The sequence below is a fragment of the Massilia sp. 05N420 genome, from assembly GCF_056397205.1.
In genome coordinates this window covers 85,477-99,795 of sequence record NZ_JBFTMX010000010.1, presented here as the reverse complement: position 1 = coordinate 99,795, position 14,319 = coordinate 85,477, and the positions used below count along the sequence as shown (strand labels likewise).

At 66.4% G+C, this 14,319-nt stretch carries 17 protein-coding genes; 9 read left to right on the top strand and 8 right to left on the bottom strand.

Going from position 1 to position 14,319, the window contains the following annotated elements:
• Positions 1-9: 9 nt before the first annotated feature.
• The 8 genes from AC1DIX_RS08415 (at position 10) to AC1DIX_RS08380 (ending at position 5,202) form a co-directional block, all read left to right on the top strand.
• On the top strand, positions 10-1,299 hold the full coding sequence (locus AC1DIX_RS08415) for a penicillin-binding protein activator (protein ID WP_477323518.1): 1,290 nt from the start codon (positions 10-12) through the stop codon (positions 1,297-1,299).
• Between the two features lies 1 nt (position 1,300).
• Entirely contained in the window at positions 1,301-1,663 is a 363-nt protein-coding gene (locus AC1DIX_RS08410) for a YraN family protein (RefSeq protein WP_477323516.1), read from the top strand.
• Positions 1,664-1,726: 63 nt separating this feature from the next.
• Positions 1,727-2,323, top strand: coding sequence for a phosphoheptose isomerase (locus tag AC1DIX_RS08405; RefSeq protein ID WP_441935185.1), 597 nt, complete (start codon positions 1,727-1,729; stop codon positions 2,321-2,323).
• Entirely contained in the window at positions 2,313-2,939 is a 627-nt protein-coding gene (locus AC1DIX_RS08400; RefSeq protein ID WP_441935184.1) for a BON domain-containing protein, read from the top strand. Before AC1DIX_RS08405 ends, AC1DIX_RS08400 begins: the two co-directional genes overlap by 11 nt.
• 63 nt (positions 2,940-3,002) lie before the next feature.
• Complete coding sequence (locus tag AC1DIX_RS08395; RefSeq protein ID WP_441935183.1) at positions 3,003-3,524, top strand: peroxiredoxin family protein; 522 nt, start codon at positions 3,003-3,005, stop codon at positions 3,522-3,524.
• An 86-nt stretch (positions 3,525-3,610) separates the two neighbouring features.
• Positions 3,611-4,237: a hypothetical protein gene (locus AC1DIX_RS08390; protein WP_441935182.1), complete on the top strand. Its 627-nt coding sequence runs from the start codon at positions 3,611-3,613 to the stop codon at positions 4,235-4,237.
• Positions 4,238-4,274: 37 nt separating this feature from the next.
• Complete coding sequence (locus AC1DIX_RS08385) at positions 4,275-4,490, top strand: hypothetical protein (protein WP_477323514.1); 216 nt, start codon at positions 4,275-4,277, stop codon at positions 4,488-4,490.
• Positions 4,491-4,503: 13 nt separating this feature from the next.
• A complete protein-coding gene (locus tag AC1DIX_RS08380; RefSeq protein WP_477323512.1) occupies positions 4,504-5,202 on the top strand; it encodes an MgtC/SapB family protein in 699 nt (232 codons plus the stop codon).
• A gap of 9 nt (positions 5,203-5,211) precedes the next feature.
• On the opposite strand, the gene AC1DIX_RS08375 is transcribed toward AC1DIX_RS08380, so the two are convergent.
• The 8 genes from AC1DIX_RS08375 to AC1DIX_RS08340 form a co-directional block, all read right to left on the bottom strand.
• On the bottom strand, positions 5,212-7,206 hold the full coding sequence (locus AC1DIX_RS08375) for a helicase-related protein (RefSeq protein ID WP_477323510.1): 1,995 nt from the start codon (positions 7,204-7,206) through the stop codon (positions 5,212-5,214).
• Positions 7,207-7,380: 174 nt separating this feature from the next.
• Positions 7,381-8,373, bottom strand: coding sequence for a lipoyl synthase (lipA, locus tag AC1DIX_RS08370; RefSeq protein ID WP_441935178.1), 993 nt, complete (start codon positions 8,371-8,373; stop codon positions 7,381-7,383).
• Positions 8,374-8,380: 7 nt separating this feature from the next.
• Entirely contained in the window at positions 8,381-9,076 is a 696-nt protein-coding gene (gene lipB, locus AC1DIX_RS08365; protein WP_441935177.1) for a lipoyl(octanoyl) transferase LipB, read from the bottom strand.
• An 85-nt stretch (positions 9,077-9,161) separates the two neighbouring features.
• Positions 9,162-9,428 (bottom strand): DUF493 family protein, encoded by a 267-nt coding sequence (locus AC1DIX_RS08360; RefSeq protein ID WP_441935176.1) that lies wholly within the window; start codon positions 9,426-9,428, stop codon positions 9,162-9,164.
• Between the two features lie 98 nt (positions 9,429-9,526).
• A complete protein-coding gene (locus AC1DIX_RS08355; protein ID WP_477323508.1) occupies positions 9,527-11,683 on the bottom strand; it encodes a DUF6600 domain-containing protein in 2,157 nt (718 codons plus the stop codon).
• Between the two features lie 125 nt (positions 11,684-11,808).
• Positions 11,809-12,444 (bottom strand): LysE family transporter, encoded by a 636-nt coding sequence (locus tag AC1DIX_RS08350; RefSeq protein WP_441935174.1) that lies wholly within the window; start codon positions 12,442-12,444, stop codon positions 11,809-11,811.
• Between the two features lie 105 nt (positions 12,445-12,549).
• A complete protein-coding gene (locus AC1DIX_RS08345; RefSeq protein WP_441935173.1) occupies positions 12,550-12,834 on the bottom strand; it encodes an HU family DNA-binding protein in 285 nt (94 codons plus the stop codon).
• A gap of 121 nt (positions 12,835-12,955) precedes the next feature.
• Positions 12,956-13,183: a BrnA antitoxin family protein gene (locus tag AC1DIX_RS08340; protein WP_441935172.1), complete on the bottom strand. Its 228-nt coding sequence runs from the start codon at positions 13,181-13,183 to the stop codon at positions 12,956-12,958.
• A 196-nt stretch (positions 13,184-13,379) separates the two neighbouring features.
• Here AC1DIX_RS08340 and AC1DIX_RS08335 point away from each other — a divergent pair, with 196 nt between their 5' ends.
• A complete protein-coding gene (locus AC1DIX_RS08335) occupies positions 13,380-14,312 on the top strand; it encodes a DUF808 domain-containing protein (protein ID WP_477323505.1) in 933 nt (310 codons plus the stop codon).
• The last annotated feature ends 7 nt before the right edge of the window (positions 14,313-14,319 follow it).

Sequence of the window (14,319 nt, the reverse complement as noted above, 5' to 3'; positions counted from 1 at the left end):
GGGGATCGGATGCTGATTAAAAAACTGAAAGCGCTGGGCGCGGGCCTGGCGACGGGACTGACGGTTGCGCTGCTGACCGGCTGCACCACGGTGAGCCTCGACGAGCCGCAGCGATTGTGCGCGCCCGGGGGCGCAAACACAAGTCCCAGGAGCGGCGACTACGCCTGCCCGGAGTATGCGCCGCTACCGGCGCCGGCCTATGTGCCGCCGCCGCGCGAGCTGGAATCGGCGCCGGTGCAGACCGCGCCGATCCAGCTGCCGGGCCATGAGTCCCGCCCTCCCCCTCCCGCCGCCGCCAGGGGTGCCGGTCCGGTCCGCGTCGCCCTGCTGCTGCCGATGAATTCCCCGAGCCTGGGCGCCGCCGCCGATGCCGTGCGCGCCGGCTTCATGGCCAGCGCCGAGCGTGACGGCGCCGGCATCGCGGTCGACCTGGTCGCCACCGGCGACAGCGCCGACGATGCCCTGGCCGCCTATTCCCGCGCCGCCGCCTCGCACGACGTCATCGTCGGCCCGCTGGCCCGCCCTGCCGTCAGCGCGCTGGCCAGCGGCGGCGCGGTGAGCCTGCCGACCGTCGCCCTGAATCATCCGGAAGTGCGTGGCTCCTTGCCGCGCGGCATGGTCGTGGCCGGCCTCTCGCTCGAGGACGAGGCGCGTCAGGCCGCCGACTGGGCGGCGCGCGAGCATCCGCAGGGACGGGTGCTGATCCTCACCGGCAATGCTGCCTGGGCCCAGCGCGCGGCCGGCGCCTTCGAGGCGCGTTGGAGCGAACTCGGCCATACGGGCCAGCGCTACAAGCTGCCGTCTGCCGACGGCCGCGTCGACCCGCTCGCCATCTCCGAACTCAAGACGCGCCTGGAAATCGATCCGCCAGAATTGCTGTTCGCCGCGCTCGACGCGGTCGAGCTGCGCCAGGTGCGGGCCCGGACCGGCACCGCGATTCCCCTGTACACCGGCGGCGCCGGCAATCCGGGCCGCGCGCCCGGCACCGCGTATTCCGAGCTGAACGGCCTGCGCGTGGTCGACCTGCCCTGGCTGATCCTGCCGGACAACCCGGCGGTGATGGTGTATCCGCGACCCATCGATTCGGAGCAGTCGCTGACCATGAGCCGCCTGTACGCGCTCGGCATCGATGCCTTCCTGGTCGCCCGCGAGCTGGGCCTGCGTCCGGGCTCGCCCTTCATCATCGACGGCGTCACCGGCCACCTGGAGGTCGATGCCGACAGCCAGCGCCTGCGGCGGCGCGAAGCCATGGCGGTCTACCGCGACGGCAACTTCGAACCCGCGGACGCGGGGCCTTGAAATGTGGCCGGCCCGCCTGTCGCAGAAGCAGGAACAGGGTCGGCAAGGAGAAGAATCGGCCCTGGCGTATCTTCAACGCCACGGTTTGGTCCTGATCGAAGCGAACTTCCGGTGTAAGTTGGGCGAGATCGATCTCGTCATGCGCGAGGGCGACACCCTCGTCTTCGTCGAGGTGCGCCAGCGCGCCGACCGTTCGCGCGGCGGGGCCGCCGCCAGCATCACCCCAGCGAAAATCCGCCGCATCCTGCGCGCCGCCCAGCTCTATCTGCAACGCTTCAGGCGCATGCCGCCCTGCCGCATCGACGTCGTCGCCATCGATGGCGGCAGGCTGGAATGGTTACGGAACGCCATCGAAGCCGCCTGAAATGTAAGCATTTCTTACGCCACTTGTGCGGTAGGCGTTGCCACTGCACTATAATCTTCGTCCATGAATACTCAACGCATCCTCGCTCATTTCCAGGAAAGCGCCGAACTCAAGCTGAAGTCGGGCCAGCTTCTCGCACAACCCATTTCGCAGGCCATCGAACTGATGTTCAATGCCCTGTCCAACGGCAACAAGATCCTGGCATGCGGCAACGGCGGTTCGGCCGGCGACGCCCAGCACTTTGCTGCCGAACTGGTCGGCCGCTTCGAGCGCGAGCGTTTCCCGCTGCCCGCGATCTCGCTGAGCACCGACACTTCGATCATCACGGCGGTCGGCAACGACTACAGCTTCAACGAGATCTTCAGCAAGCAGGTGCAGGCCCTGGGCCAGGCCGGCGACATCCTGCTGGCGATCTCGACGTCTGGCAATTCCGGCAACGTGCTGGCGGCCGTCGAAGCGGCGCTCGAGCGCGAGATGCGCGTCGTCGCCCTGACCGGCAAGGACGGCGGCAAGCTGGGCAAGCTGCTGACCGATGCCGACGTGCATATCAACGTGCAGCACGCACGCACCGCGCGCATCCAGGAAGTGCATCTGGTCGCGATCCACAGTATCTGCGACGGTATCGACGTCGCCCTGTTCGGAGAAGAAGATGCAAGTTAAGAAAGCCGTCCTTACCGCTGCCGTGCTCGCTTCCCTGATGGCTTCGCTGCAAGGCTGCGTGGCCGTGGTGGCCGGCGGCGTGGTCACCGGCGCGTTGGCGACCACCGACCGCCGCACGCTAGGCGCGCAGACCGAGGACAAGGCGATCGCCGTGAAGGCCGAAACCCGCATGCCGCAGATCGTCGGCGATGCCGGCCACGTCAACATCAACAGCTACAACCGCAAGGTGCTGCTGACCGGCGAGGTGCGCGACGAGGAAATGAAGCGCGCCGTCGAGAACGAAGTGCGCGGCATCACCAACGTCGACAACGTGATCAACGAGCTGGTCGTCGCCGGCCCGTCGAGCTACACCTCGCGTTCGAACGATGCCCTAATCACCAGCAAGGTCAAGCTCAGCCTGGCCGACAAGCAGACGGTGTCCGCCAACTCCTTCAAGGTTGTCACCGAACGCGGCAATGTCTACCTGATGGGCCTGGTGACCCAGCGCGAAGGCAATATCGCGGCCCAGGTGGCGCAAGGCGTGTCCGGTGTGATCCGCGTGGTCAAGATCTTCGAATACATCAGCGAAGAAGATCTGCGCGCGATGCAGCCGCAGCAGCCGCCGCAGGCGCAGTAATCCACGGGAAACTGGCGGCGGGTCTATAATGACTTGTCGCCCGTTCACGGATGAGATGAAGCCATGACCGCAACCAGTTCCAACCGCTCCTGGATCAAGCCGGCCGCCATCGGCGCCGCCGTGCTCGCGATCGCCGGCATCGGCTTTGCCGCTTTCAACCAGCAGCCGACTGCGCCCAACGTCACCTTCATCAGCATCGACGGCCAGAAGATCAGCTCGCAAGACTTGCGCGGCAAGGTCGTGATGGTCAATTTCTGGGCAACTTCCTGCGCCACCTGCGTGAAGGAAATGCCGCAGATGGTCGACACCTATAACAAGTTCCGCAAGCAGGGCCTGGAATTCGTCGCCGTCGCCATGAGCTACGATCCACCGAACTATGTCCTGAACTATGCGGAAACACGCAAGCTGCCGTTCAAGGTCGCCCTCGATTCCGGCGGCGACCTGGCCAAGCAATTCGGCGACGTGGCAATGACGCCGACCACCTTCGTCATCGGCAAGGATGGCAAGATCCTCAAACGTTACCTGGGCGAGCCGGACTTCGCGTCGTTGCACGCGCTGCTGCAGAAATCGCTGACCGCAAGCTGAAGCACATCCGCGCACCCCTGACCTCCCGCAAACCGTACCTGTTTGCTTGCCCCAAGCTTGACGCGTTCGCTGGCAAAGGAAAACTCATGCGCAAGCCGTTCACGTCCGCCCTCCTGTTCCCACTGCTGCTGGGAGGCTGCGCGAGCGTCGACACCGAACTGCGCGATACCGTCATCCTGCGTTACCAGCACGTCGCCAACGTGCACCGGATCGGCTTCCGCAACCCGATCGCACTGAGGCGCAACGAAGCCATCCATTTCGTGCAGCCGCTGGAATCGCAGGGCTTCTGGGCCGTGTTCGTGCTGTGCAGCGTGGACGTCAACGGCGCCGTACCCGCCTTCTATTACGACATCGACCGCTTCCGCGTCCAGTACGACGGCCGCCGCTTCGGCCCCTTGCGTCCCTACACCCTGCGGCTGGACGATAGCATCGACCTGAACACGCGCACCGACACCGCCGCCATCGCCGACGCCATCGCGGCCGAAATCCACGAAGGCCCGCCCAGCCAGGTATTTCATCATGGCGCCTACCCGAACCTCGACTACCGCTTCGCCATCTACGTCCCTCACGGCCTGGCCGATTACGCGGGCGAGGAATTGCCGCTGCGCTATGTCGGCGGCCACACTATCGTAAAAGGCAATGGCATCCCGCCTTCCGATATCCGGCTAGCGGGCGCGAACGGCACCGGCATCACGGCGCGCTGCCGGCCTTGATCGCGCTATGCTGTCGGCAAGGACAGCAGGAGGAAGCATGAGCGCAGCGAATATGACGATGACGGTCGAGCAAGCCTACCGGGCCATGCTGGCCTTCCTCGAACGCGAGGTCGAGCTGACCGAATCCAGCGACCTGGCCGACCTGGTCAGCGAATACAAGCTCGATGCGGATGGCCAGACCCGGGATCCGGCACTGTGGGAGGAATGGCTGGCGGCGGTCGAGCAGGTCTTGCCGCAAGGGAAACCGGCCTGAGGGAGGACCGGCATTGCTCCCTCCTCTCGAACTGATTGCGCGTCTCGGCCTGGCGGCCCTGCTCGGCGGGGCGATCGGCTTCGAACGCGAGCGCCTGTCGTGGGCGGCCGGCTTGCGCACCCACATGCTGGTGTGCGTCGGCTCCTGCCTGTTCATGATCGTGTCGGCCTATGGATTCATGGGCGTACTGGAGCACGACCACGTCTCCCTCGATCCCTCGCGCGTGGCGGCCCAGGTCGTCTCCGGCATCGGCTTCCTGGGCGCGGGATCGATTTTGCTGCGCGGCGAGATCGTGCGCGGCCTTACCACCGCCGCCAGCCTGTGGACGGTGGCGGCGGTCGGCCTGGCCGCCGGCGGCGGACTCTACCTTGCAGCCGTGTCCGCCACCATCATCATCCTGATCATCCTGGCCGGCATCAAGCCGCTAGAGCGCCGCTATTTTTCCGCCCGGCAAAAACGTGRGGTGATGATCTCCGCCGAACGCGGGCGCCTGACCCTGCACGTGCTGGAAAAGGAAATCGGCCCCGTCACCAGCCGCATCAACACCTTCATCGTCCAGCAGCAGAAAGAAGCGCCGAACATGGACGATGTGCTGATCTCGTTTTCGCGCATGTCGGAAAGCGATTTTCATACGCTGCTCGACAAGTTGCAGAGCATTCCGGGCGTGCAGAAGCTGGACGCCAAGGGTCTCTCCGCGCGGCGGACTTACTAAGCCCGCTGCCTACCAGCGCCCCCGCTCCCGCTTCGACTGCCGCTTGCGCGCCGCCGCGTTCTGTTGCTGCAGCAGGGAATCGACGCGTTCGGACGCTTCGCGCGCCAGCTGCTGGGCCAGCTCGATGCTGGGGAAGAATTCCGGCATCCGATAACCCAGCCAGGCATAGGCCGAGACCATGCGGCAGGTGTCCTCGACTTCCTGCAGGTTCTGCCAGAACAGTTCCTGCGGGTGAGGCTGCAGCTTGCAGATCTTCCGCTTCGCCAGCGACTGCGCCCAGTTGCTCCAGGCGCTTTCCAGGGTCGGGACGCGGGTCGAGATCGGCACCAGGGACATCGTGAATTTTTCGGCCACGCTCAGGTCGAGGGTATCCAGCCATTCGGCGCGCTCGTTCTGCTCCTCGGTAATGCGCGGATAGAAAAAGCCGTCCGGGACGTCGATGTTGTGCACGAAGCGCTTCAGCAGTTTCACCAGCGACGTCTCGCCAGTTACCGAAGATATCCTGTGCAATTGTTCGATCGACGGTGCCACCGCGAAGCCGCTGGCTCTTACTGGCGGGATCTTTTCCTTCATCAGGGAGCGCATGATGTCGTGCGTCTCGTCGTCGTAACCAGCAACGAAACCTTCTTCATGCACGCCGTAGCGCCCTGCCCGTCCGGCGATCTGTTTGGCCAGCGCGGCCGAGATCTCTTCCTCTTCGACACCGTTGTACTTGACCGCCGTCGTCATCACGATGCGCTGGATCGGCATGTTCAATCCCATGGCAATGGCATCGGTGCCGACCACGATGTCGGCCTGGCCTTCGCGGAAACGCTCGGCCTGGGCACGCCGCACTTCCGGCGACAGGTTGCCGTAGACGGTCGCCACCGACAGGCCCATCTCCGTGATCATGTCGCGCCACATCAGGACATTGCGCCGCGAGAAGGCGATGACGGCATCGCCGCGCCGCAGGTTTTTCAATTTGCGCACCGCGCCCGGTTCCATCGACAGCGGCGCCTTTCTCTTGAGCACGTGCACTTCGAGCGGGCACTCCAGCCTTTCGGCCAGGGCCTCGATCGCGCGCCGCGCTTCCGGCGCGCCGACCAGGTAGACGACCGACGCCGGCGCACCGCACACGGCCGCGGTCCAGGCGGCGCCGCGGTCGCGGTCGGCCAGCATCTGGATTTCGTCGATCACCGCCACCTCGACCCTGGTCCTGGTATCGAGCATCTCGACGGTGCTGGCGACGTGGGTCGCGTTCTCGGCCAGGCGCCGCTCCTCGCCGGTGATCAGGCTGACGGCCAGCGGCTCGCCATCCTCGCGCAAGGCGCCCTGCAGGCGCTCGTAATTCTCCAGCGCCAGCAGGCGCAGCGGAGCGAGGTAGACGCCGCTCTCGGCCTGGGCCAGGTGCTCCATCGCGCGGTGGGTCTTGCCGGAATTGGTCGGCCCCAGCAGCGCGACGAAGCGGCGCGCCATCTTGCTGGCGACCTCGAAGGATTGCGGGTACTCGGCCAGGTTGATGCTTTCCTTGGTGCGCGCGGCGTGGCGCTCTTCCTGGTCGCGCTCGACGGCGTGTTCGAGGCGCTGGTGGATGCGATCGAACACGTACTCGGCCGGCTCGGAGGTCTCCAGTTCTTCCAGCACGTGCAGGAACAGCATGGGATCGAAACCCGCTTCCTCGCACCGGTCGGCGATGTCGCGCACGAATTCCTCGACTTCCTGGTTCAGGTCGTCGATGGCGTCGCGGGTCGCGCGTTCTTCGATGAGTGCGCGGCGCACGCCGAGGTCCATCTTGCGCCACTTGCTCGGCTTGGCCAGCACGCCGCGCGAGGGCACCAGGCGGTAGTCGACGTGCAGGCCGTCCACGCGCACCGCGCCGCTGAAACGGATGAAGACGCGCCCTTCCATCTTGACCAGCTCGACGCCGCGCTGGTTCAGCTGCAGCTCGTGTTGGAGGAAGTTGTCGTCGTCCTGGGTGTCGTCGATGTTGTTGTTGGCCGGGTGACCGGAATGGTGTTGGCTCATGTTTTTTTATGCACGGGCTTGGGTTGAGGCCAATATAGCGCGGTTGGCGCGTGGGCTACGTTCGGCAAGCCACGGAATGAAAAAGCGTGGGCGGGGCCGCCCACCCTACCGGTTTGAATCCCGTAGGGTGGGCGGCCTCCGCCCACGCATGTCGATCAGAGAAAAAGCGGCTTGTTACGCAGCCACACCCGCCTCATGCGCCTGCTGGTCCGCATGGTAGGAAGAACGCACCATCGCGCCCACGGCCGCGTGCACGAAGCCCATCTCGTAAGCCTTCTCTTCGAACATTTTAAAGGTGTCCGGGTGCACGTAGCGGCGCACCGGCAGGTGCGAGTTCGACGGCGCCAGGTACTGGCCGATGGTCAGCATGTCGATGTCGTGGGCGCGCATGTCGCGCATGACTTCGAGGATTTCCTCGTCGGTCTCGCCCAGGCCCACCATCAGGCCGGACTTGGTGACGGCGTTCGGGTACTTCTTCTTGAAGTCGCGCAGCAGCACCAGCGAGTGCTGGTAGTCGGCGCCCGGGCGCGCTTCCTTGTACAGGCGCGGCACGGTTTCCAGGTTGTGGTTCATCACGTCCGGCAGGCCGTCGGCGAAGATATCGAGGGCCTTTTCCAGGCGGCCGCGGAAGTCCGGCACCAGCACTTCGATCTTGGTGTTCGGGCTCAAGGCGCGGGTCTTCTGGATGCATTCGACGAAGTGGCCGGCGCCGCCGTCACGCAGGTCGTCGCGGTCGACCGAGGTGATCACCACGTAGGACAGGCGCAGGTCGGCGATGGTCTTGGCCAGGTTGCCCGGCTCGTTGACGTCCAGCGGGTCCGGACGGCCGTGGCCGACGTCGCAGAAGGGGCAGCGGCGGGTGCACTTGTCGCCCATGATCATGAAGGTGGCGGTACCCTTGCCGAAGCATTCGCCGATGTTCGGGCAGCTGGCTTCCTCGCACACCGTCACCAGGTTGTTGGCGCGCAGGATGTCCTTGATCTCGTAGAAGCGCGAGGAGGCGGTGGCGGCCTTCACGCGGATCCAGTCCGGCTTCTTCAGGCGCTCGTGCTGCTCGATCGGCACGATCTTGATCGGGATGCGCGAGGTCTTGTCCGCGCCTTTTTGCTTGGCGCTGGCGTTGTAGGCAGCTTCTGCGGCATTGCCGGTGTCGATTTCGGAAGTCATGTGCTCTTTACCCAGGGAGGGTTTCGGTTGGTTTGTTCGTTGCGGCCGGAATGTCGTCCGCGGACAGGTGCCGGACCAGGGCCTGCGCCAGGGCCTGCTGCACGTCGTGGAGCGGCGCTTCCACGCCCATGCTGCGCATGTCCACCGTGGCCAGTCCGGAATAGCCGCAAGGGTTGATCCAGCTGAAGGGCGCCAGGTCCATCGCCACGTTCAGCGATACGCCGTGGTAGGTGCAGCCGTTGCCGCGCACTTTCAGGCCGAGGGCGGCGATCTTGGCGCCCTTGCTCGGTCCATTGGCCATGTAGATGCCGGGCGCGCCTTCGACCCGTTCGCCCGCCAGATTATACGCCGCCAGCACATCGATGACCGCCTGCTCGATCTTGTTGACGAACTGGCGCGCGTACAGCTTGCCGCCCGGCTTGTTGCGGCGCAGGTCCATCAGCAGGTAGATCACGACCTGGCCGGGACCGTGGTAGGTCACCTCGCCGCCGCGGTCGGTCTGCACCACGGGGATCCCGTGCGCGCTCAGGATATGGCCGGGATCGGCGCCCAGGCCGAGGGTGTACACCGGCGGGTGCTCGACGATCCAGAGCTCGTCGGGGGTATCGGGCGTGCGCGCGTCCGTGAAGGCACGCATGGCGGCGAAGACGGTGTCGTAATCTGCGCGGCCGAGCTCACGGATGGCAGGGCGGTTCGCTGGCATGGAAACTGTGGGGACAGGAATGGAATGCCTCGACATTATAAGCCAGCCTCATGTCCCGTGCCGGCAAGCCCCCTGTTCCTGTTGCTTAAAGCACGACTTTGACCATCGGATGCGCGGACAGCTCGGTGTACAGCTTGTCCAGCATCTCGCGGCTGGTGGCGCGAACGGTCACGGTCAGGCCGGTATAGGCGCCTTTCGACGACGGACGCACTTCCATCTTGCCTTCATGGAAAGTCGGGTCGTGCAGGACGATCAGCTCGAGGATGGTGGCGGCGAACTCCTCATGCGTCGCGCCCATCACCTTGATCGGGAAATCGCTGGGGTATTCGATGAGGGATTCTTTGGGGTCCATGGGCACTCCTGTAAAACCTGCATTGTAGCCAAAGTCCCCAAGATGCGCCGGAAGGCGCACCGGGAACGGCGGTGGCGTTCCCGGTGGGCAGCAGCCGGTCAGCGGTCCGAATGATGCTCGCGCTCTTCGCCGCGCTTGCGCTCTTCGGCGCGCGGGTTGGACGCAGGCGGAGCAGGGCGCGCCGTCGGGGGAGGCGCAGGCGCAGCGACCACCTGTGGCGGCGGAGCAGGACGCGCCACCGGGGCCGGGGCCGGAGCGGGCGGAGGCGGCGCCGCACGCTGCGGCGCTTCACGGGCACGTTCCTCCTCGCCGCGGTGCGGACGCTCGAAGCGCGCTTCCGTGACCGGCCGCGGTGCCGGCTGGGGCGCCGCCATCACCGGAGCCTGCTGGACCGGCGCGGCCGGCATCACCGCCGACACCGGCGCCTGAGCCGGACGGCGCTCGTGCTGCTGCTCGTTGCTACCGGGACGTTCGCGGCGCGGCTCGTCGCCGTCACGGCCGTCACGACGATCGCGGCGGCCTTCTTCCCAGTCGCGGCGTTCCTGGCGCTGCCAGCCCGGCGCGGCCGGCTGCGTGCCCTGCAGCTGCGGGCTGTTGGCCGTCAGCGGCTGCGGCGCCGGCGAGATGTGCGGCGTCGGGCTGACCACCGGCTGCGGCTGGGCCGGCACCGGCAGCGGCACCAGGCCGGGCGCCTGCTGCTGCACGGCGCCCTGCTGCACGGCGCCCTGCTGCACGGCCGGACGCTGGCGCACGAAACCGTCGCGCTCGATGCGGGCGGTGTCGATGCGCTCCGGGCGGCCGTTCACATTGCGGTCGGAACGCTCGCGGTCCGGGCGGTTCGGCTCGATGCGATCGGGGCGGCCGTCGCCGTTGCGGTCGGCGCGGTTCTGGAAGCGGTCGGGGATTCCGTCACCGTTGCGGTCGCCGCGGTTGGCTTCGAGGCGGTCCGGGCGGCCATCGTGGTCGCGGTCCACATTGCCGCCGCGGTGAGGCCGGTTGGGCGGGGCGGGCGGGGCGCCGGCCGCCGGAATGCCGAGGTTCTGGCCGTTGTGCACCAGCGCCGGCGGCACGGTGGCGATCGGCGCCTTCGGCACGTTGACCCGGCCGCCGGGGCCGAAGCGGTCGCGCGGCACCACGGTCAGGCCCTCCGGGCGGTAGTCGCGGCCGCGGCGCGGATCGGGCCGCACGTGATTGTTCAGCCAGCGCAGGCGGTCGTCGGAGACGTGATAGGAGGGCACGTAGCGGTCGTGCGGCGACAGCGGATACCAGCCGAAGCCCGGACGGCGGCTGCGGTCGCGGAAGGTGATGTTCCAGTCGGTGCCGCCGACCCAGCCGACCAGGGCCGGCGCCCACACGGGCCGTTCGACGCGGCCGCCCGGCGCCCAGGCCCAGCGGCGGTTCACATACACCCAGCGGCCGTAGTGGAAGGGCGCATAGCCCCAGGGCGCGTTGTCGACCCAGGTCCAGCCCCAGGGATCGATCCAGGTCCAGCTGCCGTCGCGGTAGGGCACCCAGTCGGCGGCAACCGCCGGGATCCACAACGGGCCGTATTCGCTGTCGCTGCGCCAGTTGCCGTAGCGGTCGAGGTCTTCGTAGCCGGTCATCTCGGACGTCACGTAGCGTGCCGAGGCGGAGTTGTCCTCGATGCGGTCGCGCGAGAACGACCAGCTGTCGAAGGCGTCCTGTACGGCGCTGGCGGTGCGCATGTCGTCGTCGGTGACCTCGAGGCGCTTGCCGGCCCGCACTGTCAGCTGGGAGCCGCCGGACTCGACCAGGGCGGCGCCGTCGAACACGTTCACCATGCTGGTGTCGCGCACGCGCTCGGTGTCGATGCGGATCCGGCCCGGCTGCTGCATGCGCACGCGCGCCTGGGGGGTGAGCACTTCGAAGCCGCGCAGCACATCCGGATTCAGGATGCGCACGCTGGCGCTGCCGTAGTGCAGGCGCAGGCGGATATTGTCGTCGTCCAGTTCGAGCACTTCGAGCGAGGAATCGCCGTCCAGGCGGACCGAAGTCGAGCCGACCCGCAGCTCGGTGCGGGCGCCGGGGGCGGTCGTGATCATATTGCCCGAGGTGACCGGCCAGTTGACCTGGGCCTGGGTCATCTCGGCGCCGACGTCGCCGCCGATGCCGACCGAACCCTGGGTCAGCGCAACGCGGCCGACGCGCGCCGGCGGATCGTCCGCGGCCACCGCCAGCGCGGAAAGGGTGGTGAAGGCCAGCAGCACGGCCGTCTTCAGGATCGGATTGGACATCGCGACGTCTCCAGCGTGAACTGTTATTCGGTTATATCCCGGGTTTACCCTGTAATAACGCATCCGGGCGCGGAACGACGACCATCGTTACAAATCGTTGCGAAATAGTTATTTCGACATGGAGATTATGCGTGGGCGCGTTTCACCAGGAACAGCAGGCAGCCCATCCCGATCAGCACGGCGCCGAAGAACCGGTTCTGCATCTTGACCGCGTGCTCGTCGCGGAAGAAGCGCTGCATGCTCGAGGCCAGGAAGGCGTAGCCGTGCATCACGGTGGTGTCGATGGCGACCATGGTCACGCCCAGGATCGCCAGCTGCAGCAGCATCGATCCGTCCTTCGAGATGAACTGGGGCAGCACCGCGACCATGAAGATGATCCCTTTCGGGTTGGTGGCATTGGTCAGGAAGCCGGTCAGCACGCGCCGGCCGAACGGCGGATGGGCATCCAGCCTGGCGGCGGCGACGTCGGTGGCCCGCGCTTTCGAGCGCCACTGGCCGATGCCGATCCAGATCAGGTAGAGGGCGCCGGCGATCTTGACCGCGGTGAACACCGACTCCGAGGCCAGTACCAGCGAGCCGACGCCGGCGCCGGCGATGACCAGCACCAGGATCAGGCCGAGCTGCAGGCCCAGCACGGTGGCGCTGGCTTTCTTGAGGCCATAGGCCAGGCCGTGCGACATCGACAGCACGGCGCCGGAGCCGGGCGACAGGGCGATCAGGATGCCGGCGACGACGAACGCGATCCAGGTGGAAAAGGGCATGGGGGAAATCGGGCGGGTGCGGGGGTGCGGGGTGCGGAATGCGAAAACGGGCATGGCGCGCAGCGGCCGGCATGGCGCCGGGCTGCGGCCAGCCACGGGAACAGCTTACTTCTTCTTCGGGTTGACGGCGGCCTTCAGGGTCGCGCCGGCAGCGAAACGCGGGGTCTTCGACGCAGCGATCTTGATCACTTCGCCGGTTGCCGGGTTGCGGCCTTTGCGGGCAGCGCGCTTGGTGACCGAGAACGTGCCGAAGCCGGTGATACCGACCGTGTCGCCCTTTTTCAGGCGCTCGGTGATGATGTCGATGATGGTGTTCACTGCTTGGTTCGCAGCGGCACCCGACAGTTCGGTACGCTTCGCAAATTCAGCGATCAGTTCGCCTTTTTTCATAAATCCTCCGGGTTGAAAGAGCCGGAAGATTAGCATAATTAATTGCCCTGTGTAATCTGTTAACAGGGCGTACGTAAGCCGTACGCCCCGTCGCCACGGGCTTCCTGCGTTTTCGGCAGGTTCAGGCCGGTACTGCGGGAGCCTCCTGCACAGCCAGTCGGGTGCGCAGGGCGGCGTTGATCAGGGTCTGGTAGCCGGTGCCGGTGCGCTCGGCGCGCGAGCGGAACTCGTCCAGGACCTCGTCGTCGAGGTAGATCGTGATGCGGGTCTTGCGCTTCGGCGGACGGGCGCGGCGGCGCGGCGCGACCGGCAGATCGAGTTTGGCGAAATTCGCGAGGTTCGTGGTCATGGCATCTCCTTCGGTCGGCAAGGCTGCTGTACCGCAGCCAATGTTGGCACTATACGTACAGCGTTGCGACCCTTCCGCCGGAAAGCGACGAGATGCAGATTTTCGGGGATGAAACGCAAATAACGCGCCTGAACCGTGTGAAGAAGCTGTGGTGCCTCAGTTAAGATGTGGCCATATTGATATTGAGGGAAAACCAATGGCTGCAGGTAGTTTGCTGGCGTTAATCGACGATATTGCGAGCGTCCTCGACGACGTCGCCCTGATGAGCAAGGTGGCGGCCAAGAAGACCGCCGGCGTGCTGGGCGACGACCTGGCGCTGAATGCCCAGCAGGTTACCGGCGTCAGCGCCGACCGCGAACTGCCGGTGGTGTGGGCGGTCGGGGTGGGCTCGCTGAAGAACAAGGCGATCCTGGTGCCGGCCGCGCTGGCGATTTCCGCCTTCATCCCGTCGGCGATCACGCCGCTCCTGATGGTGGGCGGCGCCTATCTGTGCTTCGAAGGCTTCGAGAAGCTGGCCCACAAATTCCTGCACAGCGAGGCCGAGGATGCCGCCCACGAAGAGGAACTGGCCCAGGCGCTGGCCACCGGCGCCGACATGCGCGAAGTGGAAAAGGAAAAGATCAAGGGCGCGGTGCGCACCGACTTCATCCTGTCGGCGGAGATCATCGTGATCGCGCTGGGCGTGGTCAACGAGCAGGGCGCCTCCTTCGGCACCCAGGTCGCGGCCCTGGTGGCGGTGGCGATCGCGATGACGATCGGGGTCTATGGCGTGGTGGCCGGCATCGTCAAGATCGATGACCTCGGCCTGTATCTGAGCCGCAAGAGCGGCGGCGCCGCGCGCGCCATCGGCAACATGCTGCTGGCCGCGGCGCCGCGCCTGATGAAGGCGCTATCCGTGATCGGCACCGTCGCCATGTTCATGGTCGGCGGCGGCATCATCGGCCACGCCTTCGAACCGCTGCACCACCTGGCCGAAGGCGCGGCCCACGCGGTGGCCGGGGTGCCGGCGATCGGCGGCCTGCTGGCGGCCGTGACGCCGACTCTCATCGATGCCGTGGCCGGTGTGATCGTCGGGGCCGTTGTGCTGCTGGGCGTGAGCGTCTTCCAGCGTTTGCGCGGCAAGCAATAGTTACGCC